The 25,288-nt window shown below is 60.0% G+C and carries 22 protein-coding genes; 15 read left to right on the forward strand and 7 right to left on the reverse strand.

Annotated elements, in window-relative coordinates; translation table 11 throughout:
- Positions 1–6: 6 nt before the first annotated feature.
- Genes tssK through EDC28_RS01270 form a run of 7 tightly spaced genes read left to right on the forward strand, consistent with a single transcriptional unit; the run spans position 7 to position 10,358 of the window.
- Complete coding sequence (gene tssK, locus EDC28_RS01240; RefSeq protein WP_083445753.1) at positions 7–1,419, forward strand: type VI secretion system baseplate subunit TssK; 1,413 nt, start codon at positions 7–9, stop codon at positions 1,417–1,419.
- Complete coding sequence (locus EDC28_RS01245; RefSeq protein WP_050657847.1) at positions 1,412–2,191, forward strand: DotU family type IV/VI secretion system protein; 780 nt, start codon at positions 1,412–1,414, stop codon at positions 2,189–2,191. Before tssK ends, EDC28_RS01245 begins: the two co-directional genes overlap by 8 nt.
- On the forward strand, positions 2,188–6,105 hold the full coding sequence (locus tag EDC28_RS01250) for a type VI secretion system protein (RefSeq protein WP_123420401.1): 3,918 nt from the start codon (positions 2,188–2,190) through the stop codon (positions 6,103–6,105). The genes EDC28_RS01245 and EDC28_RS01250 overlap by 4 nt, the downstream gene beginning before the upstream one ends.
- A 10-nt stretch (positions 6,106–6,115) precedes the next feature.
- Entirely contained in the window at positions 6,116–7,258 is a 1,143-nt protein-coding gene (gene tssA, locus EDC28_RS01255; protein ID WP_123420402.1) for a type VI secretion system protein TssA, read from the forward strand.
- A 39-nt stretch (positions 7,259–7,297) separates the two neighbouring features.
- Complete coding sequence (locus EDC28_RS01260; protein ID WP_123420403.1) at positions 7,298–7,744, forward strand: hypothetical protein; 447 nt, start codon at positions 7,298–7,300, stop codon at positions 7,742–7,744.
- 29 nt (positions 7,745–7,773) lie between these two features.
- Positions 7,774–9,624 (forward strand): GNAT family N-acetyltransferase, encoded by a 1,851-nt coding sequence (locus EDC28_RS01265; protein WP_123420404.1) that lies wholly within the window; start codon positions 7,774–7,776, stop codon positions 9,622–9,624.
- 5 nt (positions 9,625–9,629) lie between these two features.
- Complete coding sequence (locus EDC28_RS01270) at positions 9,630–10,358, forward strand: hypothetical protein (protein ID WP_050657852.1); 729 nt, start codon at positions 9,630–9,632, stop codon at positions 10,356–10,358.
- Here EDC28_RS01270 and EDC28_RS01275 read toward each other — a convergent pair.
- Complete coding sequence (locus tag EDC28_RS01275) at positions 10,351–10,797, reverse strand: hypothetical protein (protein WP_050657853.1); 447 nt, start codon at positions 10,795–10,797, stop codon at positions 10,351–10,353. The genes EDC28_RS01270 and EDC28_RS01275 overlap by 8 nt on opposite strands.
- Positions 10,798–10,860: 63 nt before the next feature.
- A complete protein-coding gene (locus EDC28_RS01280; protein ID WP_050657854.1) occupies positions 10,861–11,463 on the reverse strand; it encodes a TetR/AcrR family transcriptional regulator in 603 nt (200 codons plus the stop codon).
- A gap of 101 nt (positions 11,464–11,564) precedes the next feature.
- On the opposite strand from EDC28_RS01280, the gene EDC28_RS01285 reads away from it, so the two are divergent.
- From EDC28_RS01285 to EDC28_RS01310, 6 genes are all read left to right on the forward strand, one after another.
- The gene (locus EDC28_RS01285; protein WP_244946520.1) at positions 11,565–12,614 is read left to right on the forward strand and encodes an MBL fold metallo-hydrolase; all 1,050 of its coding nucleotides are present in this window, start codon (positions 11,565–11,567) and stop codon (positions 12,612–12,614) included.
- Positions 12,615–12,680: 66 nt separating this feature from the next.
- On the forward strand, positions 12,681–12,929 hold the full coding sequence (locus EDC28_RS01290; RefSeq protein ID WP_050657855.1) for a ParD-like family protein: 249 nt from the start codon (positions 12,681–12,683) through the stop codon (positions 12,927–12,929).
- Positions 12,926–13,717, forward strand: a complete 792-nt coding sequence (map, locus tag EDC28_RS01295) for a type I methionyl aminopeptidase (RefSeq protein ID WP_050657856.1) — start codon at positions 12,926–12,928, stop codon at positions 13,715–13,717. The genes EDC28_RS01290 and map overlap by 4 nt, the downstream gene beginning before the upstream one ends.
- Positions 13,718–13,882: 165 nt before the next feature.
- Positions 13,883–17,143 (forward strand): nSTAND1 domain-containing NTPase, encoded by a 3,261-nt coding sequence (locus EDC28_RS01300; protein ID WP_123420406.1) that lies wholly within the window; start codon positions 13,883–13,885, stop codon positions 17,141–17,143.
- A gap of 2 nt (positions 17,144–17,145) precedes the next feature.
- A complete protein-coding gene (locus tag EDC28_RS01305) occupies positions 17,146–17,577 on the forward strand; it encodes a DP-EP family protein (protein WP_170163990.1) in 432 nt (143 codons plus the stop codon).
- Positions 17,578–17,605: 28 nt separating this feature from the next.
- Positions 17,606–18,055: a DP-EP family protein gene (locus EDC28_RS01310; protein WP_244946521.1), complete on the forward strand. Its 450-nt coding sequence runs from the start codon at positions 17,606–17,608 to the stop codon at positions 18,053–18,055.
- Between the two features lie 37 nt (positions 18,056–18,092).
- Here the strand turns inward: EDC28_RS01310 and EDC28_RS01315 are convergent, their stop codons facing one another.
- On the reverse strand, positions 18,093–20,159 hold the full coding sequence (locus EDC28_RS01315; RefSeq protein WP_244946522.1) for a TonB-dependent receptor: 2,067 nt from the start codon (positions 20,157–20,159) through the stop codon (positions 18,093–18,095).
- 260 nt (positions 20,160–20,419) lie between these two features.
- Here EDC28_RS01315 and EDC28_RS01320 point away from each other — a divergent pair, with 260 nt between their 5' ends.
- Positions 20,420–21,373 (forward strand): GGDEF domain-containing protein, encoded by a 954-nt coding sequence (locus tag EDC28_RS01320; RefSeq protein WP_123420408.1) that lies wholly within the window; start codon positions 20,420–20,422, stop codon positions 21,371–21,373.
- On the opposite strand, the gene EDC28_RS01325 is transcribed toward EDC28_RS01320, so the two are convergent.
- The gene (locus EDC28_RS01325; protein ID WP_123420409.1) at positions 21,357–21,701 is read right to left on the reverse strand and encodes a hypothetical protein; all 345 of its coding nucleotides are present in this window, start codon (positions 21,699–21,701) and stop codon (positions 21,357–21,359) included. The two genes, EDC28_RS01320 and EDC28_RS01325, sit on opposite strands and share 17 nt — an antisense overlap.
- A 2-nt stretch (positions 21,702–21,703) precedes the next feature.
- Positions 21,704–22,699, reverse strand: coding sequence for an LLM class flavin-dependent oxidoreductase (locus EDC28_RS01330; RefSeq protein ID WP_123420410.1), 996 nt, complete (start codon positions 22,697–22,699; stop codon positions 21,704–21,706).
- A gap of 205 nt (positions 22,700–22,904) precedes the next feature.
- Here EDC28_RS01330 and EDC28_RS01335 point away from each other — a divergent pair, with 205 nt between their 5' ends.
- A complete protein-coding gene (locus EDC28_RS01335) occupies positions 22,905–23,327 on the forward strand; it encodes a fascin domain-containing protein (protein ID WP_123420411.1) in 423 nt (140 codons plus the stop codon).
- A gap of 27 nt (positions 23,328–23,354) precedes the next feature.
- Here EDC28_RS01335 and dctM read toward each other — a convergent pair whose 3' ends face one another.
- Positions 23,355–24,638, reverse strand: a complete 1,284-nt coding sequence (dctM, locus tag EDC28_RS01340) for a C4-dicarboxylate TRAP transporter large permease protein DctM (RefSeq protein WP_050657863.1) — start codon at positions 24,636–24,638, stop codon at positions 23,355–23,357.
- Entirely contained in the window at positions 24,635–25,282 is a 648-nt protein-coding gene (locus EDC28_RS01345) for a TRAP transporter small permease (protein WP_050657864.1), read from the reverse strand. The genes dctM and EDC28_RS01345 overlap by 4 nt, the downstream gene beginning before the upstream one ends.
- Positions 25,283–25,288 lie beyond the last annotated feature (6 nt).

Consider the following 25,288-nt stretch of genomic DNA (forward strand, 5'->3'; position numbering starts at 1 on the left):
GCAAACATGGATACTCCGACACTAATCCCCGAAGCCGTTGAATGGTCAGAAGGCATGCTGCTGTCGCCCCAGCACCTGCAGCAGAACGACATTTACTGGAGTCAGCAGGTGCGGCACCAGGCCCTGGCATTGCAACCCTATTACTGGGGGCTGCTGGCTCTGGAGTACGACGAAACTGCTCTGGCCAAGGGACTGCTGCGCATCACCCGCCTCGAAGCCATCTTGCCCGATGGCCTGGCGGTGCAGTATCCCGGCCACTACCAGGCGCCGCTGCAGCTGGATATCAGCGGTGATGATGTCTGGCATGACCGGGTGCTGCGCATTTACCTGGCGGTGCCGGTGCGCGAAGAAGGGTCCGCCTCCGCCCAGAGCCGCATCCAGCGCTTTGACCGGGTGGCCGGCGCCCTGGAAGCGGACGAGTGCCAACTGGAAAGCCGCCTGGAAGTGGGCCGGCTGCGGCCTCGGCTGACGCTGCTGGCCGACAAGACCATTCCCGCCAAGTTTGTGGCCCTGCCGCTACTGGAACTGGGCCACGACAGTGGCGATCACCTGCGGGTAGCGGCCTACCATCCGCCGCTGCTGCGCCTGGGGGCTTGTCGCTTTTTGAGCGCTGAGCAGCAACTGTCCGAACGGTTGGACGCCGTTACCAAGGTGATGCGCAGCAAGATCCGCGATCTGGTGGGCGGGCGCCGCCCGGACGAGCGCCTCGACCAACTGGACATGGAGTCGCGCCAGCAGCTCTTTGTGGCGCGTCAGCTGGCCTGCGCTCTGCCCTCTTTGGAAGTGCAACTGCAAGGCGGCTTGGCTCATCCCTACAGCATTTACGTCAAGCTGGCCGAGTTGGCCGGGCAACTGGCCACCATTGGCGCCAATCCCTCACCGCCGGTGGTCAGCCAGTACCAGCACAACGACATGGGCCCCGGTTTTGACACCCTGCTCACCTTCATCGAGCAGCGGCTGCAGCTCATTCAGGCCCAGTTTGAGGCCATGCTCTTTACCCGGCTCAGCGCCAGCCACTTCAGCCGCGCCCTGCCGGCGGGCTTGGCGGTGGACACCCTGCTTATCGAGCTGCGGCCCAAACCCGGCCAGAGCGAACAGCAGCTCAACCAGTGGCTTGGCCAGGCCCGTATCGCCTCGGCGGCCTTGATGCCCGTTCTGGAACGGCGCCGCTTGCCCGGTTGCAGCCTGCGCCTGGTCAATCCGCGCAACTACAGCGGCCTCAACCTGGCAGAAGGCGCCTTGCTGGTAGAGCTGAACAACAAGCAGATAGAACACGATGGCCGGGACCTTTATGTCATCAACGCCGGCACCGATCTGCTGATCCGCGGGCCAGAGCAGGAAAATGCCCCCCGCGACATCGTGCTGCACCGTACCCTGAGCGGCGCCAACCCGGCCGGGGAGCTAAGCGGCGATGCCTAAGGTCAACTGGACAGGCCATGAGCTGATCACCGGTTTTACCGACTTCTATCAGGAGGTGACCCTGATCAAGGAAGCCATAGCCTTGGGTCGGCTCCCCCTGCTGCTGGGTAAGACCGACGCCGATTCCCCCGCCGATTTGACGGCCTTGGTCAGTGCGCGCCTGGCCGAGCAACTGCAACACCAGTTGCTGACCCTCAAGGCCGAGGCCACCACCGAATTGAGGCGCGTCTACGACATGGCCCATTACGCCATGGCCGCCCTGGCTGACGAGATCTTCTTGCTGGAGATCCAATGGGACGGCCAGCAGCACTGGGGCGACTACCTGCTCGAGTACAACCTGTTCAAACGGCGCCAGGCCGGCCGCCAGTTCTTCGAACTCATCGACTGGCTGCTGCGCCAACGCCAAGGCCACGGCCAATTGATGGAGCTGGCCACCCTCTACCTGCTGGCCCTGCAACTGGGGTTTAAAGGCGAATACCGCGGCCACAAAGGCCAGACGGTGCTGGCCGACTATCGGCGCAAACTGATGCTGTTTATCACCGCCCGCAACCCCAACCTGGGGGACAACCACCCCATGTTCCCCATGGCTTACGCCTATCCCCTGAGCAGCAAGGACGACCGCCGCCTGGCGCCTCTTCGGCCCTGGATGTTGACCGCCCTGGGCCTGGGGGTGCTGTACCTGGCGCTGTCCAGCGCCCTGTGGCTGAAACTGACCGAGCCGGTCAACACCCTGCTCAACGCCTTGCTGACCACCCTGGGAGGGGCCTCATGATGGCGTCTGTGAACGCGATTCTGGCATTACTGCACCCTTGGCAATGGGCGCTGTTCGCGCTGGCGCTGGTGCTGCTTGTTCTGCTGGTTTGGTTGCTGCTACGGGCTCGCAAGGCCCGCAAAACCGGCAAAATGCCCGACCCCAAACCCACCTTGCCACGGCGCTGGCTGCACAGTGTGATGACGGCCCTGCGCTACATGACCACCCGTCAGGCCTGGCGTTACCAGCACCATTGGGTGCTGTTGCTGGGCGAAGAAGGGGCCGGCAAAACCAGCCTGGCCGCTTCCCTCAACGCCGGCGACCGCGAGGCCAATGTCCTCGACAGCCACCGCCACAAACCGCACCAGTGGCAACACCTCAAGGGCCTGACCACCCTGGCCGAAGGGGTGGTGCTCAACAAAGACGGCGTCATCATCGATCCGCCGGGCAAATTGCCGGTGGCCGACGCCGACTCCAAAGAAGGCCAGCAATGGCAGCAGCTGCTGGATGCCATCAACGACGGCCGCCCGGAACGGCCGCTGGACGCCGTGGTGCTGACGCTGTCGGTAGAGTCGCTGCTCAACAAGAACCCCGAGCAGCTAACGGCACTTGCCGAACGCCTTTATCTGCAGCTGTGGCGCATTCAAAAGCGCTTTGAGTTCGTGCTGCCGCTTTATGTGGTGATCACCCAGTGCGACTACCTGCCCGGCTACTCGGCGTTCTGGTCTTTGGTGGAACCGGCCCGGCGCCAGGAGATCTGGGGTTGGTCCAACAATGCCTTGAACGACCAGGAAACCGCGCAGCTCCTGGTGGACAGCGTGATCGAAGAAGTGATGACCAGCCTGCGCCAGCAACAGATCCAGGCCGCCGCCGGCCACGCCGACATCGATGACGCCGATGCCTTCTTCCTGTTCCCGCGCCGCTTTCTGGAGCTGGCCGGGCCGCTGCGCCAGTTGCTTGAGCAGTTGTTCAAGCCCAGCACCTTCATGGTCAACAATTACCTGCGGGGCATTTACTTCACCGGCAGCCTGGCAGCCAGCCGCAACCCCGAAAACACCAGCACCAGCGAGGTGGATTTCGTCCAGGAGCTGTTTGCCAATAAGGTCTTCAGCGAACGGCGCCTAGCCCGGCCGCTGCGCCAGAGTATCTGGTCGCGCAACCGCATCATCCGCAACCTGCAATATGGCCTCATTGGCGCCACCCTGGTGTCGGCAGTAGTGCTGGGGTACCAGTCAATCAAGCTTGAGCGCCAGGTGGACCACATCAGCAACACCCTGGAAACGGTCAATCTGGTCAACCACCTGCAAACCAACAATGCCGGTTGCATCAATCAAAGCGATATCTTCCGGGTGCTCGACAGCATCGGGGATGTACAGGCGTCCTTTCACAGCCCGGTGATCCCCATCTCCTTTGTGGACTCGCGGATGCTGGAAAAAGCCAGCGCCTGGCTGTCCAATCGGAGCCTGAGCAACATTGTCATGGAAGGCATGCACTGCGAACTGCGCCGCAGGATAGACGACATCAAGACCCGCCCCACCAACACCAGCGATAAATTGCTGACCAGTATCACCCTGTCGACGCAGCGCGATCAGTTGCTGACTTACTTAGAGCGGATCCAGGCCCTGGAAAACGCCGTCGACGCCTTCAACTACATCTCCCAAACCGCCTCCAGCGGCGACACCGACAGCCAGGTGCAAGCCTTTGAAGGTTTGATCCACTACCTCTACGACCGGCCGGTACCTGAGTCGGTGCATCAGGTTGACAGCATCTACCGCAGTGCCGTCACCAAGGTGTCTTATCCCAAACCCTTTAACCTCGGTAAAGCCTACAAGGACCTGGTCAGCCGCAACCTCATCGACATGGCCAACGATTACCATCAGGCGCTGCTCGACAGGGTGCAATACGGCGCCGACTTGGTCACCAAATTGCAGCAGGAACAAGGGGATATACCCGAGGAAGTGTTGGCACTCAAAGATTGGGTCGACTGGATGCAGGTCAGTTGGCTGGGTAACGACAAGCTGCACAACCCCTGCGCCGACATTGCCCGCTCCTTCGAGCAAAAGCTCGAACCCCTGTACCGCAACCATGGCTACGACTACAGCCTCACCAAAGAGATCAACCAGTTCCTGCCGACCCAATGCTATGACAAGGCGCAGGCCATGCTGGGTGCCATCCGCCTGGCGCCCTACGGCAACGTGTTCTTGCCCAGCGACAGCGGTTACCTGCTCAACCCGGCGCTGCGCCCGGAGCTGGCCGGTATTAGCGCCTTGGTCAAACTGCCGCTGATGCACACCCCCGCCGAGCGCAGCTTCAGCTGTCAGGTCGCCACCCAGACCTGGGATCTGGGCCAGTTGGCCCAGGCCACAACCTTTCTCGGCCAATACCAGGACTTTGCCACCGCCCAGCAAACGGACACCAGCCAGAAGCTGCCGCTTTACCTGCGCCTGGCCCGCCAGCATGTCAGCGCGCTGCTGGAAACGGTGCTGAGCGACGCCCAGCAGCCGCCCAAGCCCGGCACTGATGACGGCCATAGCCTGGAAAACCAGTTGGCCGTTGCCAGCGCTAACTTCGGCCAGGCCCAGGCCTCTCTCGGCAACCTGCGCCAGCAACTGGCCGCCATGGGCGATACCCAAGGGGCCAGCCAGCTCAACAACTGCGTGCAAAGCTACAGCAGTAACATGCTCAGGCAGCTCAGCTTGCTGACCGACAACAGCCGCCTGTACAGCCCCACTCCCAGTGCGGCCGAGTCGGACCCGCAAGCTCGCATCTATGATTTGGGCTCGAAAAGCGACATCAAGGACTACCTGGGCCGCCAGCGCCAGCGCGCCACAGTGCTGGCCGGTTACGCTCAGCCCTTTGCCCGCTACCTGAGCCAGAATCCGGCCACCATCAGCAGCACGGCACTGCCCGCCAATGCCACTGCCGACTACTGGCAGGGCACCCTGGCCGAACTGACCGCCTACCAAAAAGCGGTGCCCGATGCGGCCATCGCCAGCCTGGACGACTTTGTCAGCAAAACCCTGGCCAGCATGGACTACAGCAACTGCAACCAGTTACTGCAAGGCCAGAGCGCCCTGCCAGAGGGCGACAACCTCTTCGCCGGCCAAGCCCAGCAGTTGGCCACCCAGACCCAGTGGCGCTGCGACGACCGCCGCGACGCCGACGCCTATGCCCAGTACCGGGACCTGGCTACCCGCTTCAACAGCCAGTTGGCCGGCCGCTATCCCTTTGCCGCCAGCGGCGCGCCCGATGCCAACCCGGCCACGGTGCGCGCTTTCTTCAGCGATTATCTTGCTGAAAAAGACAGTCTGGCCACCGCCAGCGCCGGTCTAAATGCCAGCCACTGGCGGGCCATTCGCCGCTTCTTGGCGCAGTTGGATGCCGCCGCCGCCTTCTTCGGGCCGACCCTGGCTGCCGACAGCAACCCGCCGGTGGTCTTGACCGCGGACTTCAATGCCCTGCCCGGCAAGGCCAAGGGCGCCGAACAACTGATCGGCTGGCAGCTCGTTGGTAGCGGCAACAGCATCAGCTTCCCTGGCACCGGCAACCAGTTGGCCTGGACCCCCGGCAGCGCCATGACGCTGGCCCTGACCTGGGCCAGCCAGTCGGCCTGGCGGCCCAGGGTAGATGCCCAACAGCCTAGCCTCAGCGTCGATGACGCCACCGCCAGCTTCACGGCTCGCGGCACCTGGGGCCTGCTGCGCCTCTTGGCCGAACATAAGCCGCCAACAGGACCGCTGGTCGACCCCCTGAACCCCAGCCGCTATTTTCTGGCGTTCACGGTGCCCACCATCGACGCCAAAAACCCGCCCGGCAACGCCAGCGCCCAGCTATTCCTGGCCCTGAGCCTGGGTGTGACTGACAGTAAAACCCAATTGCAGACGCCGCTGACCCTGCCCAGCCAATGGCCGGTCAGCGCCCCTGTGTACTGGTAAGGGAACCGCCATGAGCCACAGCCTTTTTGACAAAGCGCAGCAGTACTTTGAAACCGTGCTGGGCATCCCTTTGGATGCTCTGCTCGACCCCATCAGCCCGGAGCACCCCACCGGCAAGTCGGTACGGGCCAACGGCGTTTACAGCGCCATCAAGGAAGCCCGCCGCGAAGACGACCCCAGCCTGCCGCTGGGGGCCTGGTCTTATGAACTCAAGCAGGCCGACTGGCCCAAGGTCAGCGACATCGCCGTCCACGCGCTGATGAGTAAAAGCAAGGATCTGCAACTGGTAGCCTGGCTGCTCGAGGCCCAGCTCAACCAGCAGGGGTTTGCTGCCATCAGCGCCTGTATCACCCTGATGCAGGCGCTGTGCAACCAATACTGGGACAACCTCTACCCGCGCATCGATGAGGGCGATCAAGAATACCGCGCCAACATCCTGGCCTGGGTCAACGACAAGCTGCTGCCGCTGATAAGCCTGTTACCCATTACCAGTGCCGACCGCGATTCCCGCGACTTCGGCTGGGCCGATTTCGAGCAGGCCAAGCTGCTGGAACACGCCCTGGCCAAACAAAACCGCAAGGACACCAAGCCCAGCGAAGAAGGCCCGACTCTGGCCGACTTCCAGGCGCGGATGTCGGCCACCGCCACCGACTACTTCCAGCAGCTCTACCACACCCTGGCTGACGCCGGCGAAGCCCTGGAAAACCTGGTGGCCACCCTGGATACCCATTGGGGCGAACAAGCGCCGAGCCTGAGCAACCTGGCCTCCTTGCTGGAACAAATTCAGGCGCTGGTGGCCGGTGAGCTGTACAAGCGCGGCATCCGTTTTGCCGCGCCGCGCAGTGCCGATGAAGACCCCGGCCAGACGCCGCCCGCCGACGAAAACAGCGACGGCACTGGTAGCGCCGGTGGCAACAGTGGCGGCGGCGACGGCCCCATTCGCAGCCGCGAGGACGCCTACCACCGGCTGGCCGTGATTGCCGAATACCTGGCCAACCGCGAACCCCACAGCCCGGTACCGGCGCTCATTCTGCGCGCCGTAGAATGGGGCAATCTCAATACCGCCGAGCTGTACCAGGAAGTGTTTGTGAAATTCGGCGGCAATTTGAATGTATTCGAGCTGCTGGGCTTGGACGTGGACACAAGGCAATAAAACGACGCGGCATTCGCCGGGTAACCAAGGAGAACCACCATGCAAAGATATACCTTTAGACGCTTTAATCCGGTTGGCCATTTTCAAACCGCCACCCAGATGCAGGGGCCCTATCACCCCCACGGCACCGACCGCATGAACGCCATACTGGCCACCAACCATGCCCCATATGGCACTGTGGGTTATGGGGTCAACGCCGCCATCACCGGCATTTTCACCGGTGCCCACACCGCTGGCCAAACCCATATCGGCACCGTCTTTGGCGCCCCCCAAACCCAGCATCTGCTGCAACAGCCCAATACCTGGGCCAACAACAGGGCCGTGGCCCAGGTGGAGCACACCTATTGGCGCGGGGTGCGCGACAACCCTAATGAGCGCTTTGGCAACCGCTTCGCCGCCACCTTCGCCACTATGTTCACCCCCGGCATGCGCGCCGGCATTCAGATGACCTTCGGTGAAGCCAGGCGGATGTGGAACAACCACTAAACATCGTCGCTAGCAAAGGAGCCTGACCCATGACCCTAAAGCCCCGCTTGTCCGCCACGCAGCTGGCCGCCTTCTTTGACCGGTTGGAGCCGCTGGCCAGCCGGGCCGGGCATGTGACGATATTGCTGCAATCAGAAACAGAGCTGTCACTGCTGTGGCAGCTCTGCCTGGCCTTACAGCAACACCCCCAACTGCCGCCCTGGCGCCTTTATGTGGCTGGCGGCGATGAGGCGCTACTTACCCACCCCTACCTGGAACCGCTGGTGGCAGGGGGCCAATTGCTGGCCGGTGAGCCAGAGCCTGACGGCGGGCTCTTGCTGCTGGTAAGCGACGGCGCCCTGGCGGCGGCCCCGCACCTGGCCATGAGCATGCAGTACGGCAACCTCTGGCAGGCCCCGCACCTTGACAGCCCCAGCGCCCGTTGGCGCCAGGCCCAGGCGCCGGCGCCCTGGCAGCCGCTGATTGACGACTATCGCCAGCTCCTGACCTGCAGCGACTTTACCCTGCCCACCGGGGCCAGCGAGCGCCTCGACGGCCTGGCCAAGCAATGGCCGGGCGGCATGCTGTGCCTGGCCTTGGAGCCGGCCACCACCAACCTGCACCAGCTAAGGGCCGGCACCATTCATCAAAGGCCCTTGAACCTGGACGCCCTGGCCCAGCAGCAAAGCGCCCAGGGTGGGGGCATTGCGATTATCCCGGTGGATGACAGCCACAGCCTGTTTCTTACCTGCCGTGGCGTCGCCCTTGACGCCGCTGGCTTTGAAGCCCTTTGCCGTTCCCTTGACGGCCCCGCCCTGGCCAGCGCCGCCAGCCTGTTGGCGGTAGCCAAGGCCAGCCCCCAAGCACTCAGCCAGTGCGATCAACTGCCCCAATGGCTGGCCTTGGCGCACCACGACCCGGCCTTTTTACAGGCTCTGCCCGAGCCTTGCCTGCGCCCCCCAGAGCCCTGGAACGAGACCCGCTTTGAGGCCTGGCGCCAGGCGCTGCTGCGCACCTGGCACCAGTACCTGCCGCTGGCGCAAAACGCCGAGGCGCTGTTTCGCTTCAGCGCTCTTTTTGAACTGACCGGTCAATGGGGATTACTGCGCGACGCCCTGAGCTGGGTGGACCATTGGTTTGAACCTCAGGCCGATTGGCTGGCGATACTGGCCGGCTGCGAAGCGGCCACCGGCAACCTGGCCCAAGCCTGCCAGGTGCAAAGCCAGGCCCTGTCCCTGGCGCCAAGCAACAGACCCCTGGCCGAGGCACTCAGCCAATACCAGCAGCGCCTGGCCGGCCAGCGGCAACTGGCACCAGCCTGCACCGACCCCGAGGCGCCGCTGCGCCTCGAACCCCTGGGTCCGCAGCACAATGAGGTCTTCGCCTGGCAGTATCGGGACCCGCAAATTGCCATCATGTCTGGCCTGCCCCCAGCTCCCCAAGGGTCGGCAGCTCCGGCAGATTGGCCAGCCGAACACCACGACAGCCCCGGCAAACGCAACTTCGCCCTGATGCACCGACAGCTGGGTTTTGTCGGCGTTGTCGCTTATGAATTACGCGGCCAGAGCGCTTATGTCAGCTATTGGCTGGGCACCGATTTTCAGGGCCTGGGGTTGTCGGCGCCGGCCCTGGCCCTACTGGCCGAGCAGGCTCGCCATCAAGGGGCCAAGGTGCTGTTCACCTCTGTCTACACCCACAATCGGCGCTCTTTGCGCACCCTGGAAAAGGGCCAGTTTCAGCAACTGCCCATAACGCCGTCCGAGCAGGAAGCCATGTATTACTTCGCCAAGCAGATGGATGGCCAAGCGCCCCTGGCACCAGAGCGCCTGCAGGCCATGCTGCGCGAGCTTTGCCAAACCCTGGGTAGCCCTCTGCCGGATGACCAACGCCTGACAGGATAACCGCCATGAAAAGACCCGGCTTTAACAGCAACAAACAGCATGCCGCCAGGCTGGAAGCCACCCTGGCCACCGGCCACGACTATTCGAAAACCAACCTGCGCACCGCCGATCTCGCGGCCCCGCACCGGGCTCCCTATGCCGAAATACGCGACCTGATCCTGACCGGCAACCGCCACCAGATCCGCAAGGCGGTCAGGCCCATGATCAAGGCCAGCCGCCACGTGCGCAGGGCGCTGGCCAAGGTCAGCCTGGCGGCCAACGCCAGTGACTACCGGCGGCTATCGACGATGTACCGTAAAGGCGAGAGAGGGGTGCGCAAGTCCTACAAGGCCTTTAAAGCCAACCCCGGCGACACGGCGCTGCGCCGCGCCCTGGTGGTCAGCTTGAATAACCTGCCCAGCAACGCCCCCGGCCTGGGGCCGCACAACACCGTCAATAACCCGGTGTCGGACCGCCTGCATCTGCAGCCTACGGGCCAACTGACCGAGCCCCTGTCACCGCGCAGCGATGCCGCCCGTCGGGCCTTTCCGCAAGTGGGGGTGGCCTCGACCTCGTCCGGGAATGTGGTGTCGGTGACCGGCGCGACCCATGCCCCGTTTCCGACCATAGGTAACCCGCAAAGTCAGGTCACTATTCCGACTCATGCGCCGCAGGTGCGGGGGTCGCTGTGGGTAACGCAAGGGGGTGACGTCATGCAGCCTAGTGGTACCACCGGCTGGAAGAAAATCACTTAACGCTTTTTCGCGGGGCCATGGCCGACACCCCGGATACCGACGCGGCCATGGAACCGCCGCGCAGCGGCGGTAAACCGCTGGTGATGGGCATATGACTGGGGCCGACATGCAGGCGGCCTTTGACGCCATCGACTCGCTCGCGGCGGCCCACGGGCGCACCTTCAAAGCCGCTGCTCAGTACCTGTTGAATGTCGGGGTGAAGGCGGGCGGCATAAGCCACCTTTTCGCGGGGAGACAGGGGCGCATCGATGGTGCCGAACATCGGCTTGCGGGGGGAGGCCTGTTCCATGCCCCACATCTCCAGCACCCGTTGGCGGCGACTGGCGTCGGGCCGGTAGGGCCTGCCGATAAGGTATTGCTGGCGGCTGTCTGCCTCGCCGCGGATGAGGCTGACCATATGGCGGCAATGCCTCAGGCCCAGTTCAAACGGCAGTCCCATAGTCGCTCCTTGCTGGTAAGTCCCTCAGTCTGGTGGCAAAAACCGGGAAATACAAGCGGGCCCTTAGCCGTAGCACGCCAGGAACATATCCAGGGTGCGCTCAACCAGGGCTTTGGCGTCGCTCTCGCCAAGGGGCGGGGCGCCCAGGGTCAGCTGAGGCCAGAAGGCAAAGGCTTTGAGCAGGCCATGGAGCTGCTGGGCGGCGAAGTGGGGGTCAACGGCTTTGAGGCGGCCATCGGCCTGGGCGGCGGCGATCCAGTGGGTAAAGCCCTGCTCGCGCTGGCCGATGCGCTCGACAATAGCCTGGGCACGCTCCGGGGCGTGAATGCCGGCCGCCACCGCCACTCGGGCCAGCTCCATAAAGTTGCTGTCTTGCATCATCGCCACCTTGGCACCGAGGATGCCGGCCAGCTGCGCGCGTAGCGGCCGGTTAGGGTCGTAGCGGTTGTCATGGCCGGTCTGGCAGCTTTGCCAGAGGGCGTCGAGGCACTCGGCAAAGAGAATTTCCTTGCTGGGGAAGTGGTTATACACGGTACGTTTGGAAACCTCGGCCCTGGCCGCCACTTTGTCCATGCTGGTGGACTCAAAGCCGTTGTCGCCAAATTCGTTGATGGCGGCAGTGATGATGGCTTCGCGTTTGCGGTCGGTTTGTCGGGTCTTGGTCATAAGGGCTCCGGTGCAGGCGGGGCAAGATTACACTAACTAGTTTACTTTCCCAAATCACAAAACTACACTGTGCAGTGTAATTTAAACCTGTGGAGTCTGCCGTGAGTAACAACAGCGCCCTGCCCCGTTATCGCTTTGATGGCAAGCAGTACCGCAACACCCAGCCGTTGCCCAAGTCAGGCTTCAAGGAAACGGTGAAAATCTTCTGGGACTTCTTCTTTAATAAGCCCAGCAACACCCAGCCGGCCGCCCCCTTCGAGGTGAAAAAGCTCACTCAGGCCGAATTACTGGCAGCCCCCGACAACAGCCTGTGGCGCCTTGGCCATTCCACACTGCTGCTCAAATTGGCCGGCGAGTTCTACCTGACCGACCCGGTGTTTTCTGAGCGGGCATCGCCCTTTCAGTGGATGGGCCCCAAGCGTTTTCACGCAACCCCCATCGGCATCGAGCAGCTGCCCCCCATCAAGGCGGTGATCCTCTCTCACGATCATTACGATCACCTCGACAAGGCCGCCGTCAAAGCCCTGGCCGCCAACACCCAGTACTTCATCACCCCCACCGGGGTGGGCGATTTGCTGGCCAAATGGGGCATCAAGGAAGAAAAGATCCGCCAGCTCGACTGGTGGCAACAAACCGAGCTGGGGGCGCTGACCCTGGTAGCCACTCCCAGCCAGCATTTTTCTGGCCGTGGCCTTGGCGACGGCAACCAGCGGCTGTGGTGCTCCTGGGTGATAAAGGCCCCCCAGTGCCGCATTTTCTTTAGCGGCGATTCGGGCTACTTCGACGGCTTTAAAGCCATTGGCGAGCAGCACGGGCCCTTCGACCTCACCCTGATGGAAACCGGCGCCTACGACCCCAAATGGCCCGGCGTACACATGCAGCCCAAAGAGAGCCTGCAAGCCCACCTGGATGTGCAAGGCCAGTGGCTGCTGCCCATCCACAACGGCACCTTTGATTTGGCCATGCACGCCTGGTTTGACCCTTTCGAGCAAATCCTGGCCCTGGCCAACAGCCGCCAGGTGGCCCTTTGTACCCCGGCCATGGCCGAGCGCCTGGACATCACCGCTCCCCATAAAGGCCAGCCCTGGTGGCGGCCCCTGGCCAAAGAAGCCATGGCCCAGAGCGGTATTGTGGCTAACGAACCGTCCTGAGCCTTGCCCGCCATTGGCGATGCCCGTATGATATGAACCATATACACAACGTATAGGCTTTATAGTATGGGCATCGTCAAGATCTCCGACGACATGCACGAGAACCTGCGCTTGGCCAGTGGGGCGCTGTGCCGCTCCATCAACGCCCAGGCCGAGCATTGGATGCGTATCGGCATGCTGGCCGAACTCTACCCCCAGCTCAGCCACAGCGAGATCAGCCAATTGCTGATCCGCGCCGAGCAACAAGGGGGGCTCAGTGTCGACAAACTGGTCAACGCCCCCGCCACCCTCAGTTCCCAGGGAGCCAGGCCATGAGCCGCAGAGTCGTTATTCGCAATAAAGAAGAAATCGCCAAGGCCCGCGAGGCCGGCCGCTTGGCCGCCGACGTGCTGGAAATGATCGCCCCTTACGTGCAGGCCGGGGTCAGCACCGAGGAGCTGGACGCCCGCTGCAACCAGTACATTACCCAGGTGCAGAAAACCATTCCCGCCAACGTTGGCTACCACGGCTTTACCAAAACCGTGTGCAGCTCGGTCAACGAGGTGGTGTGCCACGGCATTCCCTCGCCCAAGGTGGTGTTAAAAGACGGCGACATCATCAATATCGATGTGGCCATCATCAAAGACGGTTGGTACGGCGACACCAGCCGCATGTACTTTGTGGGCACCCCGGCGGCTGAGGCCAAAAAGCTGGTCGAGACCACCTACGAGGCCATGTGCGCCGGTATCCGGGCGGTGCGCCCAGACGCCACCCTTGGCGATATCGGCCATGCCATTCAAACCGTGGCCCACCGCGACGGCTTCTCGGTAGTGCGCGAGTACTGCGGCCACGGCATTGGCACCACCTACCATGACGACCCGCAAATTCTCCACTACGGCAACCCGGGCCAGGGCATGCGCCTAAAACCGGGGATGATCTTCACCATCGAGCCGATGATCAACGCCGGTAAGCCAGGGGTGAAAACCCTCGCCGACGGCTGGACCGTCATCACCCGCGACGCCAGCCTCTCGGCCCAGTGGGAGCATATGGTGGCGGTTACCGACGACGGCTTTGACGTGCTCACCCGCTGGCCGGACGGCACCGGCCACTACGGCGCCATCTGATAAAAAGCCTCCCACCGGGAGGCTTTTTTTGTCTCAGCTTGCATTGCCGTAACATAAATCACAAAAACTAGGCATTCCATTAGGTTACCTTAAGATAAATGATCCTTTGGTAACGGCCTTGGAGTAGGCTAGGGCCCAAAAGTAACAACAGGAAGCGGTAACACCATGAGTGGGGCGGTCTTTTTCTTTGGTGACTGGCAGGTGGACCCTAAGGCCAACAGCCTGCGCCTCGGGCAGAGGGTCAAGCAAATCGAACCCAAAGCCATGGATGTGCTGCTGGCCCTGTGCGAAGCCAAAGGCGATGTGGTTACCAGCGAAGACCTGCTCAGCCGCTGCTGGCCCAACGCCGAAACCGGCGACAACCCCCTTCATAAAACCATTACCCAACTGCGCGCCGCCCTTGGCGACAAAGCCAGCAGCCCCAACTTTATCGAAACCATCCGCAAGCGCGGCTACCGCGCCTTGGCCGAGGTGCGTTTCCCGGTGGGCAGCGAGCAACAAGTAGAAGAAGCGCCCTGGCAAGGGGGCTCGCCCTTCCCAGGCCTTCGCGCCTACAGCAGCGATTACGCCCAGGTCTTTTTTGGCCGCAGCCAGCAAATTGCCACCCTGATGGAGCGCATCAGCCAGCAGCTGCGTTTTGGCCGCGGCTTTTGCCTGGTGCTGGGCCCAAGCGGCAGCGGTAAATCATCGCTCATCAACGCCGGTATCCTTGCCAACCTCGCCTCGCCCCAGGGCTATAACGGCGTCGGCCTGCCCACATACACCAGCCTCGATTTAGCCGATGTCACTCAGGGCCGGCTGCTGCTAGACCTTGCCTGCGCCCTACTGGACTGGGAGCTAGGCGACGCGCCGCTGTTTGACAATGAAAGCGCCGAAACCCTGGCCGAGAAGCTGCAAGACGCGCCGCAAGCCCTGGCACAAAGCCTTAAAGAAAAGCTGCCCAAAACCGGCTACGCCACGCCCCGCTTTGGCCTTTTTATCGACCGCCTGGAAGTGGCCCTGTCCTCACCGCTTTTTAGCCCTGACGAGCGCAGCCACTTTATCGCCCTCTTGGAAACCCTGGCGCTCAGCGGCGCGGTGCTGGTGCTGGGGGCGTGCCGCAACGATTTCTACCCGCAGCTGATGAGCTTTGAGAGCCTTAGGGCCGGCAAGGGCAACGGCGCCCATTTTGACCTTGGCGGCCCCAGCCGGGCCGAATTGCTGCAGATGATCCGCCTGCCGGCCCAGGCCGCCGGGCTCAACTGGGAGACAGACCCCAACACCGCCCAGCCCCTGGACGAAATGCTCTGCGTTGAGACCGCCCGCAACCCCGACGCCCTGCCCATGCTGCAATACATGCTTGAGCAGCTCTACCTTCGCCGGGGCAGCGACGGCACCTTGAAGGTCTCGGTTTACCAAAGCCTGGGCGGCATTGAAGGGGCCATCGGCAAGGCCGCCGAAGACGCCATGGCCCAGCTCAGCCTCGCCCAGCAGCAAGCGCTGCCAAGGGTGCTGTCGATGCTGGTTACCCTGCGCGAAGACGAAGAATCCGTTACCAGCCGCAGCGCCCGCTGGGCCGATTTAAGCCATGAAGACGAAAAAGCCCTGGTGCAAGCCATGGTGGATAAACGCCTGTTTGTGTCGCACCTGCAACACGGCGAGGCCAGCTTCTCCATCGCCCACGAAGCGCTGCTGCGCCGCTGGCCCCGCGCCACCGACTGGATAAACGCCCACCAGGACAGCCTGGCCCAAAAAGCCAGGCTCTATTACCAAAGCCAGCGCTGGCTGCACGAAGGCAAGGCCAGCGCCTACCTGCTGGCCCTGGGTAAACCCCTGGACGAAGCCCGGCAACTGGCCGCCAACCCGCTCTTTACCCTAAGCGATGACGAAGCCAACTTTGTGCGGGCCTCCCGGCGCCGCGCCTCCTGGCGCCACACCTTGCGAAACGGCACCGTGATGCTGCTGTGCCTGCTTACCCTTACCGCAGTCACCCTTAGCGTAAAAAGCAATCAAGCCGAGAAGCGCGCCACCGAGCAGCGGCTGGCCGCCGAAAACCTGCTGGGTTACATGGTGGGCCAGTTTGCCGACAAGCTGCGCGGCATCGGCCGGATGGACTTGTTGGACGGCATCTCCAGCAAGGCGCTGGACTACTTTAAATCGGTGTCGGGCAGCGACGAGGACCATATCGGCTTTGACGGCCGCTTCCAGCATGGCCAAACCCTGGAAGCCATCGGCGAAGTGGCCTATTCGCGCGGTAAAACCGATGAAGCCAAAAACGCCCTGCTGGCCGCCCAAAAAGAATTGTTGCCGCTGTTAAAACAGCAGCCCGATAACCTGGAGCTTTTAAAATCCCTAGGCGCCAACGCCTTTTGGCTGGGGCAAATGCGCTATGACCAGGCCGATTGGTCCGGCGCAGAAAAGTGGTTTAGCCAATATCTGACCTATAGCCAGGCGATGTATGACAAGAATCCTAACGATAGCGACGCTCAGATAGAACTTTCGTACGCCTTTAGCAGTATTGGTTCGATAGAAATGAAGACTCATAATTATCTTGATGCCATAAAGAACTTTAAAATCTCTATTTCCTTAAAAGAACTAGTTTTAATAAAAAACAAAAACATGAAGCTACTTTCGGACATTATTAATACTAGGTCATGGTTAGCAAGCGCTATCAATTCAACAGGAAGAATAAGAGAGTCTATTAGCATTTACAAAGAGAATAGACGTGATTTCATTGGTAGCGAGCTGGAAAACAATGCTTATGCGTTAACAAAAATATCATATAACCTTGAAAAAATGTCTTTAACAACCTCCAATTTCGACCCTGACGAAGCAGAATCTTTAATTAATGAAGCCTTAGCATACATAAGAAAAGCAATTTCTTTAGACAAGGAAAATATTGAGTGGATTCAAGATGAATTCCGGTATGAAATTGAAAAAATATCATACGCAAGCCAGTCAAAGAAAAGTGAGTTAACTCTAGAAAAAATAATAGCACTAACATCAAGACTCGAAGAAAAGAATAACGTCTACGATAAAGACTTCTCAGAGAGAATGAAGCCAAGAATTTATTACATTACCTCTGAGTATTACACACAAGAAAATAAAAAAGAAAAAGCAATTTACTTTATAGACAAAGCTATAAAAAATGAGAAAAAGTTAAAATCAAAGTATAGTGACTCATCCTTTCATAGTGCGGAACTGGCAAAATCATACTTGAAAAAAGCAATGTTATTTAAAAGCAATAACCATGAGTATAAATACGAATGCGAAAATGCAAAAGACATATTAACACCAATATTTGAAATAGACAAAAGCGCTTATATATTGTTCCCTTATGCGAGCGCCATGTCTTGTTTAAATAGTCTAAACGCAGACAAACATCTAACCCATTTCCTTGAAATCAACAAAATAAACCCTCAAGCATTTAATGAAGAATGGAGATAATTATGAACAGCATCACTCTTTGTAAGAAAGAAGTCATTATTACAGCTAGCTATGACAATATTACACGCTGCTTCATTTTCGACTACTGCAACCCTAAAGGGGAATCCTGCTCATCATTGGAAATTGAGGAACCCAGCAAGATAGTTTACAAATTGGTAGATAACACAGGCTGTGGATTAAAATTCGCTGGCGTAGCATTTTCAAACCCTTTCAATAAGGTTATCACAAAGTCAATTATATCGCCCGATAAAGAATCAATCACACTAATTGACCCTTTCGACTTAAGAAGTGAGAGCGAAAATATTGTTTCGTTTGAATTTATGTTTTCTCACACTCACTCTCTAGATGGAGAGGAATACAATCACCTTTTACTGATAAGCTCAGACCCCGAAGTATCAAACAAAGGTGAAAACTGCCCCCCTCCTAGCCATTAATTTCATATTAAAAAGAAAAGGACTTTCCATGACCCATTTAAGAACACTGCTTGGCGCGGCTTTGTTACTGAGCGCACCGGCGATGGCTGAGGATCTGGCGCCTTGTGCGGCGGGTAGCGCCATTGACTTGGCGGTAACCATCGATAGCAGCGGCCAGCCGCAGTTTAATTATTCCCAGTTTGGGCAAAGCTGTAGCGGCGATGTGGAAGTGAGCGAGGCGGGTACCATCACCTATCGCCTCATCAACCTGGAGCAGGCCCCGCAAGGGCTGCGCTTTGTGGGCGCCGGCTTCGCCAACCCCTTTAACGGGGTGGTGGACAAAGTAGAGGTAAGCAGCGATGGCAAGACCTTGCAGCTTTATGACAGCAAGCAGGTGTCGGGCCCCGGCAAGTTCCAGTTTATTTTCAGCAGCAGCGAGAATGGGCTGCTATTGCTAAGCCCGGATCCTGAAGTTGTCAATGAAGGAATACCAACCTAAATATCAAAAAGGCGCCCTACGGCGCCTTTTTCTTTGCTTAAAAACGATAACGCGCACTAAGGTTCAGCGACCGCCCTTCCCCGTTAAGCTGGCCAAAACCATTGGCCGGGTCTTGGCGGTAATCGGCGATGCTGACGCCGCCAAGGGGCAGCTGGTAGTTTTTATCCAGCAGGTTGGTGATTGCCAGGGTCAGGGTAAGGGGCTTGAGGTCCCACTGGGAGCTGGCATTTAACAGGCCATAACCGGCGGTTTTATTTTCAAGGCGGTTGCTGTCCACCCGGTTTTTATCGCTCACCCACTGCCATTCCAGTTTGTTGCTGGCCCGGCCCCACTGCTGGCTGAGCGCCAGGCTGCCGTTAAAGGGCATGATTTGGTAAAGCGGGGTGTGGCTGCCTTGGCGCTCGCCGTGGGTGTAGCTGGCCTTGGCCGCCAGTTGCCACTGGCCAAAGGCGGTATCGGCCAGCAGCCAGGCGAGCTTGGCATCCACCCCGTAGAGGCGAGCATCGACGTTAGCAAACTCCAGGATATGGCGGGTGGCCGCGCCGCTATTAAAGCGGCCAATCACATCGGCATCGATAAAGTCATGCACCTTGGTGTAGAAGGGGCTGATGCTGCCTTGCAAGCTGTCGCCCAGGTACTGGTATTTGGCGCTTAGGGTGTAGGCGGTTTCGGGCTTGAGGTTGAGGTTGCCCACATAGCCGTTGGCGTCGCCGTTCCAGCCAATCATGGTGGTGGCCATGGTGGTGCGGCCCCAGGAGTAGCGCTCGTAAAGGTTGGGGGCGCGGTTTTTACGGGCCAGGCCAAATTGCAGCTGCTGGCGCTCGTCTAGCTGATAACTGGCGCTGGCGCTGATATCCACCAGGTTGTCGGTTTTGCGGCGGTCACTTTGGTTAAAGGCGGCAGCGGCGGCGTTGTCGGCGGCCATCATCATCGAACCGTAACCTTGCACGGCGCCGGTGTTGGTGTGCACGCGCTCAAAGCGCAGGCCGTAGTTTAGGTGCCAGGCGCTTAGCTGCTGGTCCATCTCGGCAAAGGCAGCAAGGCGCTGGCGTTTGCCGTGGTTGATATTGATGTAGGTATTGGGCCCCATCATCATCGAGCCGGGCACCGCCGGCCAGTTGTCGTCGAGGCGAAAATCGTACAACTCCTGGCCCAGTTTCAGGGTATTGCCGCTGCCAAGGGGCTGGCTCCAGTGCAGCTGGTAGCTGCGGTCTACCCCTTTGGTGTCCATGGGCATGGTGCCGGCCTTCTCGGCGGTGAAAAAGCCCATTTCATGTTTGACCCGGTGCCAGTTGAGGCGGGCGTCCAGTTGGCCGGCGCTGAACTGGCGCTGGTACTGGGCGTTGACGCCAAAGCTTTGGTTGTCGGTCATGTCCATGTACTGGTTGGGAAAGCCCTGGAAGGGAATGGACTGGTGGGTCAGCTTTACCGCCAGCAGCTGGGTGTCGTCACGGTAGGCGGCGGTCAGGGCATGGTTTTGGGCGCGGTAGAGGGTGTCCAGCACCTTGTCGCCGTTGCCGTCTTGATAGCTGTTGGCATCTTCATAGGCGCCGTCGTATTTGAGGCTCAGTTGCTTGCTGGCAAGCTCGGCGCCAGCGCCATAGGTTTGCACATTGCCGTTACTTTTATAGCCACCCGAGAGATACCCGCCCTGCCAGCCAAGCGCATCACTTTTTGAAAAGTGCGGGTTGATGGTGGTGAGGCTTATTACCCCGGCGATGTTGTCGCCGCCCATGCTCACCGGCGTTACCCCGGCCATCACCTCTACCTGGCTGATTTGGTTGCCAGACACATAAGAGAGCGGCGGGTTCATCTCGTTGGCGCAGGCGCTGGAGATGTCGGCGCCGTCAATCAGCACCTTGACCCTGTCGCTCATCATGCCGTTCAAAATGGGTAGTGCCGAGACACCGCCAGCGGCAGAAAAATCCACTCCGCTGTTAGCCAGCAGATCGTCGGTAGAACCGGCAACGCTCTGGGGCAGGCTTTGGCCATGCACTTCGATGACTTCGAGGTTGTCGTCGGCGTGGGCGCTTTGCAGCAGGCTGGCGGCAACGATAATGGCCAGCGGCGAAAGGGGGAGGATACGGGTAGCAAAAGGGCTCACGGCCAGGCTCTCTTTTTGAAATTTGCCGCGAGTATAGAGAGCCGGGCCGGGCCTGCGAATGCGACAAATTGTCGCACCCTGCCCTGCAACAAGCGCTAGAAACACCTGAAGGGCCTTGCCAAAGGGCCTAGAAGGTTAAAATAAAACCCTTTATATTCAAACAGATGAAAGAGAAGAAAGCCAGAAGGTAACAGTATAAGAAGAAACCTAGAGTTATCCCCATCAACACGGCTTGGGAAGAGCCCAGGGGAGCGAGCCAGATGCCACACTCAACCAAACCACCGGCCACAGTGACCAACGCGGACACCTTCTTCTTGTCCGCCGCCAACGAAGAAGACTTGCTGCGCATGGTAGTGCGCCAAATGCAGGAAGCCACGCTGCAGTTGGACACCGATGGCACCGTGCTTTGCGTGAATACCGCGGCAGAGGGGCTGCTGGGAAAAGACGCATCGCACTTTGTTGGCCGGCCTTGGCAGCAGTGGCTGAGCTCGCCCTGGAAAGAGCAACTAGAGGCCATCTTTGCCCAGCAAAACAATAAGCTGAACCACCAGATCATCGAACCAACAGAGATGACGGTGACGTTCGGCGACAGGGACATCCTGCCGGTTAATTTGTCGTTGTCTTTTATCCCGGCCAAGACCGCCTGCTTTTTGGTGAATTTGCAGGATCTGAGCCGCCATAAAGACGAGGTCAACGAACTGTTTCGCCTGGCCTCAACCGACAGCCTGACCGGCCTTGCCAACCGCCGCACCTTTTTGGACGTACTGGAGCAGCAGTGGCAAAGCTACACCGCCAAACGGCGGCCGGTCAGCGCCATCATGATCGACGTGGATCACTTCAAGACCTTCAACGACTGCTATGGCCATATCAACGGTGACAAGTGCTTGCAACGCATCGCCCGCGAAATAAGCCAAGCGCTGCCGGACAAGGAATGTCTGGCAGCCCGCTACGGCGGGGAAGAATTTACCGCCCTGCTGCCCGGTTACAACCGCCAGCAGGCACAAAGCGTGGCCCACCTTATTCGCCAGCGTATCAACGCCCTGGACTTTGCAGCCGCCGGATTGGGCTGCGATGTGCGGGTGAGTGTCAGCCAGGGCATCGCCACCGAGGTGAACGGCCAGTTCCGTACCGCCGAGGCCCTGCTGTTTGCCGCCGATACCGCCCTGTACAGGGCCAAGGCCGAGGGGCGAGACCGCATCAACCTTTCTTGCTAAGGGCCAGGTGCAGCGCCGCCCAGGCGCCAGCCAGCACGGCCAGTGGCACCAGCGGTTTAAGCCAGGGCCAGGGCAGCTGCCACAGTGCCCAGGCGCCTAACAGCCAAAGCACCAGCCAGCTAAGGCCGATTTTACCCAGGTGGGCCACCCCGGCCCCCATGGGCCAAGCAACCAAACCCACCAGGGCCAAAGCATTCATCATGGCGCCAGCCAGCATCGCCGGCCACCAGGCGCCGCCAAAGGGAGGCAGCGGCCAGAGCCCGGCGCCCAAAAAAGGCACCAATAGCAAGGCCAGCCAAGACAGGTGTTCCCTCACCTTATTTGCCAAGCCTACTCCTTGACCGACATCAGGATGGACAGTGCCTTGAGGCGCTGGGCCGGGTCAAACAGGTCATTGGTGAACATCAGCTCGTCGACCTCAAGCTCTTCGACAATGGCTTCGAGCCGCGCCTTGATGGTGGCGGGCCCGCCCAAAACCTGCAGGCCCAAAAAGGCGTTAACCGAGGCCTTTTCGGGCTCGCTCCACAGCCTGTCCATGCTCTCTACCGGCGGTTTGAGCCACAACGGCTGGCCGCGCATCAGCGCCAGGATGCGCTGTTGGGAACTGGTGCCGATAAAGGCCGCCTCTTCATCGGTATCGGCCGCCACCAACGGCAGCCCCAGCATCACGTAGGGTTTATCCAATACCGCAGAAGGCTGGAACTGGCTGCGATAGAGGCGAATGGCGTCATACACGAAGCGCGGCGCAAAGTGGCCGGCAAAAGCGTAAGGCAGGCCACGCTGCGCCGCCAACTGGGCGGCAAAGAGGCTGGAACCCAGCAGCCAGATAGGCACATGGGTACCTTCACCGGGAATGGCCCGTACCTGCTCGGCGCCCTGTTTGGGGCCAAGCAGGCGCTGCAACTCGGCCACCTCTTGTGGGAACTGCTCGGCCCGCATCGGGTCCCGGTTCAAAGCGCGACTGGTAACAGGGTCAGAGCCCGGTGCCCGGCCAAGGCCGAGATCGATACGCCCCGGATAGAGGCTTTCAAGGGTGCCAAACTGTTCGGCCACCACCAGCGGCGGGTGGTTGGGCAGCATGATGCCGCCGGAGCCCACCCGAATACGTTCGGTGCCGCCGGCAATATAGCCAATCAGCACCGAGGTGGCGGCGCTGGCGATGCCTTCCATGTTGTGGTGCTCGGCCAGCCAGAAGCGGTTAAAACCAAGGCACTCAGCCTGGCGTGCGTAATCAAGGCTGTGGCGCAAGGTGTCGCCCACGCTCTGGCCCTGGCGGATGGGTGCCAGCTCCAACAGGGAAAAGGGGATATCGCGAAGCAAAGACATAAGGCCTCCTGTTAACTGCCCTCAGTCTAAGCCCCTGGGCACCGCCAGAACAGTAGGCACCCGGCTGGGAACTAGGCACAAAAAGGTAACCATTGCCGTTAAAAAATAGCCAATAACAGCCACTTGCACCTGCAGAGTAACGGAAGGCTCTGGCCGGTTGCCAGATCTAGGGTTAAGGCTGTCATCTTTATTTTGAGAAAGCCAAATGAACGCAGAAAACGGCTACAACCTGGTCTCTGTGTGTTTTGCCGACAGCGTCTTAAGAACCGATGGCCATATGGTGAACTGCCAATATGGCGCCGGCCCTTGGGAACGCTGGCAGTTTCTGCCAGCCAGCCGGGCACCGGGCTATTACCTGCAATCGGTGCAGTTTTTGGGGCGTTATTTGTGCGTGCTGGGGGATAACCTGGGCATGACCAGCTCCGAGCAGGAGGCCACCGCCTTTACCCTAGTGTGCTGCGACCCGGACGACCCCAGCCTGCTGGCCCTGCAAGGCCCTAACGGCGACTTTTTAGCCATCACCAGCGGCATGGTGGCGCCTTACGGCCCCGGTGGTGGCAAGGTGCAGATGAGCTCCTTTAGCGAACTGGCGGTGCTCAGATTACAGATAGCCCAGCCCAGTGCATGAAAAAAGCCGCCCGAGGGCGGCTTTTTATCAGGGCATGCCCAGGAAGTTGGGTAGCCACAGGGATACGGCGGGGATGTAGGTCACTATCATCAAGAAGCCCAGCAGCAGCAGCAACCAGGGCAAGGCTGCCCGGATGGTCTGCCCCAAAGGCATACCGGTGACCGCCGAGGTCACAAAGAGGTTGAGCCCCACTGGCGGCGTGATAAGGCCTATCTCCATGTTCACCACCATCACTACCCCCAGGTGGATGGGGTCGATGCCGAGGTTAACGGCGATGGGGAACAGGATCGGCGCCAAAATCAGGATGATGGCCGACGGCTCCATAAAGTTACCGGCCAGCAGCAGCACGATGTTGACGATCAGCAGGAACATCCAGGGCGACAGGCCAAGGCCGGTTACCCAGGCCGCGATGGTCTGGGGAATTTGCTCTGTGGTCAGTACGAAGGCAAACACCATGGCGTTGGCGATGATAAACATCAGCATGATGGTGAGTTTGCCAGCGTCCAGCAGTACCCGGGGGCACTCGCTTATTTTCATGTCTTTGTAGACAAAGAGCGCCACAAAACCGGCGTACACCGCCGCCACGGCGGCCGCCTCGGTGGGGGTGAACATACCGGAATAGATACCGCCGAGGATGATCACCATCAGCAGCAGGCCCCAAATGGACTTGCGGCCGCTGGAGAGCCACTCGCGCAGGCTGACCCTCGGCATTGCCGGCAGGTTCTTCTTACGGGCCACCACATAAATGGCCACCATCAGCCCCAGGCCCAGCAGCAGGCCGGGGATAACCCCTGCCATAAAGAGCTTGCCTACCGAGGTTTCGGTAGCGGCGGCGTAAACCACCATCACGATGGACGGCGGAATAAGGATGCCCAGGGTACCGGCGTTACAAACGATACCGGCACCGAACTCTTTGGGGTAACCGGAGCGCACCATGCCGGCAATGGCAATGGAGCCAACCGCCGCTACCGTGGCCGGTGAAGAACCGGACAGCGCCGCAAACAGCATACAGGCCAGCACGGCGGCAATGGCCAGACCGCCACGAATGTGGCCCACCGAGGCATTGGCAAAATCAATCAGCCTTCGTGCTACGCCGCCGCTGGTCATAAAAGCGCCGGAGAGCAGGAAGAACGGAATGGCCAGCAGGGTGTAATGCTCTGAGGTTTCAAAGAGCTTGATGGTCAAAGACCGTACCGAGTCCTGGCTGAAAAAGAGGATGGTCAGCGCCCCGGACAAACCCAGGGAGATGGCGATAGGCACCCCTATCAGCATCAGCAGGAACAGCATGAAAAAGAGGAACAGGATGGTCATTTATGCTCCTCCCCGTCGACAACGTGTTTCAGGGCATCGCCGGCCTCATCGGCCAGGCCAAGCCCGGTTTGCAAACCACGAATAATGCGCACCAGCACCTCGGCAAAACGCAGCCATACCAGGGCAAAGCCCACCGGCACCACGGCACCGATATACCAGAGCTTGATGTGGATTTGCTCCAAGTCTTCGGCATAGAGGTTGGCGTTAAACAGGGTTTTTACCCAGTCAAAGCTGGCGTAAAACATCATGGAGGCGTACAGCAGGCAGGCCAGGGCCGCCACTATGGCCAGCACCTTTTGCACCGGCTTGGAGCACAGCTTCACTACGGCATCCACGCCGATATGGCCGGCAGTACGTACCCCATAGGCCATGCCCAGAAACAAAAGCCAGGCAAACAGGGCCTTGGTCAGGGCGGTGGACCAGGTCATCTCCTGGGCCAGGCCGATAAAGAAATCGCCGACCTTCAGAAAGAAATCACTGGAGGCGGTCCAGTCCTTATCCGCCAGCCAGTCTGAAAGATCGTAGAACGGGGTGTAGAGGTTATTCAGGACCACATAGACAAATGTCACCAGGGTCATGGATGCCAAAAGGAAGGCGATAGCGCCTTCCTCCAGCTTGGACCAGAACTTATAGACAGCAGCCATCAATAG

The organism is Gallaecimonas pentaromativorans, from assembly GCF_003751625.1.
Classification (GTDB): domain Bacteria; phylum Pseudomonadota; class Gammaproteobacteria; order Enterobacterales; family Gallaecimonadaceae; genus Gallaecimonas; species Gallaecimonas pentaromativorans.

Bases quoted from the DNA above. Each gene is read 5' to 3' on its own strand.
- EDC28_RS01265 (WP_123420404.1), top strand. From the start codon at position 7,774: ATGACCCTAAAGCCCCGCTTGTCCGCCACGCAGCTGGCCGCCTTCTTT.
- EDC28_RS01335 (WP_123420411.1), top strand. From the start codon at position 22,905: ATGAACGCAGAAAACGGCTACAACCTGGTCTCTGTGTGTTTTGCCGAC.
- EDC28_RS01320 (WP_123420408.1), top strand. From the start codon at position 20,420: ATGCCACACTCAACCAAACCACCGGCCACAGTGACCAACGCGGACACC.
- EDC28_RS01330 (WP_123420410.1), bottom strand. From the start codon at position 22,699: ATGTCTTTGCTTCGCGATATCCCCTTTTCCCTGTTGGAGCTGGCACCC.
- EDC28_RS01345 (WP_050657864.1), bottom strand. From the start codon at position 25,282: ATGGCTGCTGTCTATAAGTTCTGGTCCAAGCTGGAGGAAGGCGCTATC.
- EDC28_RS01305 (WP_170163990.1), top strand. From the start codon at position 17,146: ATGAACAGCATCACTCTTTGTAAGAAAGAAGTCATTATTACAGCTAGC.
- EDC28_RS01280 (WP_050657854.1), bottom strand. From the start codon at position 11,463: ATGACCAAGACCCGACAAACCGACCGCAAACGCGAAGCCATCATCACT.
- EDC28_RS01310 (WP_244946521.1), top strand. From the start codon at position 17,606: ATGACCCATTTAAGAACACTGCTTGGCGCGGCTTTGTTACTGAGCGCA.
- EDC28_RS01290 (WP_050657855.1), top strand. From the start codon at position 12,681: ATGGGCATCGTCAAGATCTCCGACGACATGCACGAGAACCTGCGCTTG.
- EDC28_RS01260 (WP_123420403.1), top strand. From the start codon at position 7,298: ATGCAAAGATATACCTTTAGACGCTTTAATCCGGTTGGCCATTTTCAA.
- EDC28_RS01275 (WP_050657853.1), bottom strand. From the start codon at position 10,797: ATGGGACTGCCGTTTGAACTGGGCCTGAGGCATTGCCGCCATATGGTC.
- tssK (WP_083445753.1), top strand. From the start codon at position 7: ATGGATACTCCGACACTAATCCCCGAAGCCGTTGAATGGTCAGAAGGC.
- tssA (WP_123420402.1), top strand. From the start codon at position 6,116: ATGAGCCACAGCCTTTTTGACAAAGCGCAGCAGTACTTTGAAACCGTG.
- EDC28_RS01245 (WP_050657847.1), top strand. From the start codon at position 1,412: ATGCCTAAGGTCAACTGGACAGGCCATGAGCTGATCACCGGTTTTACC.
- map (WP_050657856.1), top strand. From the start codon at position 12,926: ATGAGCCGCAGAGTCGTTATTCGCAATAAAGAAGAAATCGCCAAGGCC.
- dctM (WP_050657863.1), bottom strand. From the start codon at position 24,638: ATGACCATCCTGTTCCTCTTTTTCATGCTGTTCCTGCTGATGCTGATA.
- EDC28_RS01270 (WP_050657852.1), top strand. From the start codon at position 9,630: ATGAAAAGACCCGGCTTTAACAGCAACAAACAGCATGCCGCCAGGCTG.
- EDC28_RS01250 (WP_123420401.1), top strand. From the start codon at position 2,188: ATGATGGCGTCTGTGAACGCGATTCTGGCATTACTGCACCCTTGGCAA.
- EDC28_RS01300 (WP_123420406.1), top strand. From the start codon at position 13,883: ATGAGTGGGGCGGTCTTTTTCTTTGGTGACTGGCAGGTGGACCCTAAG.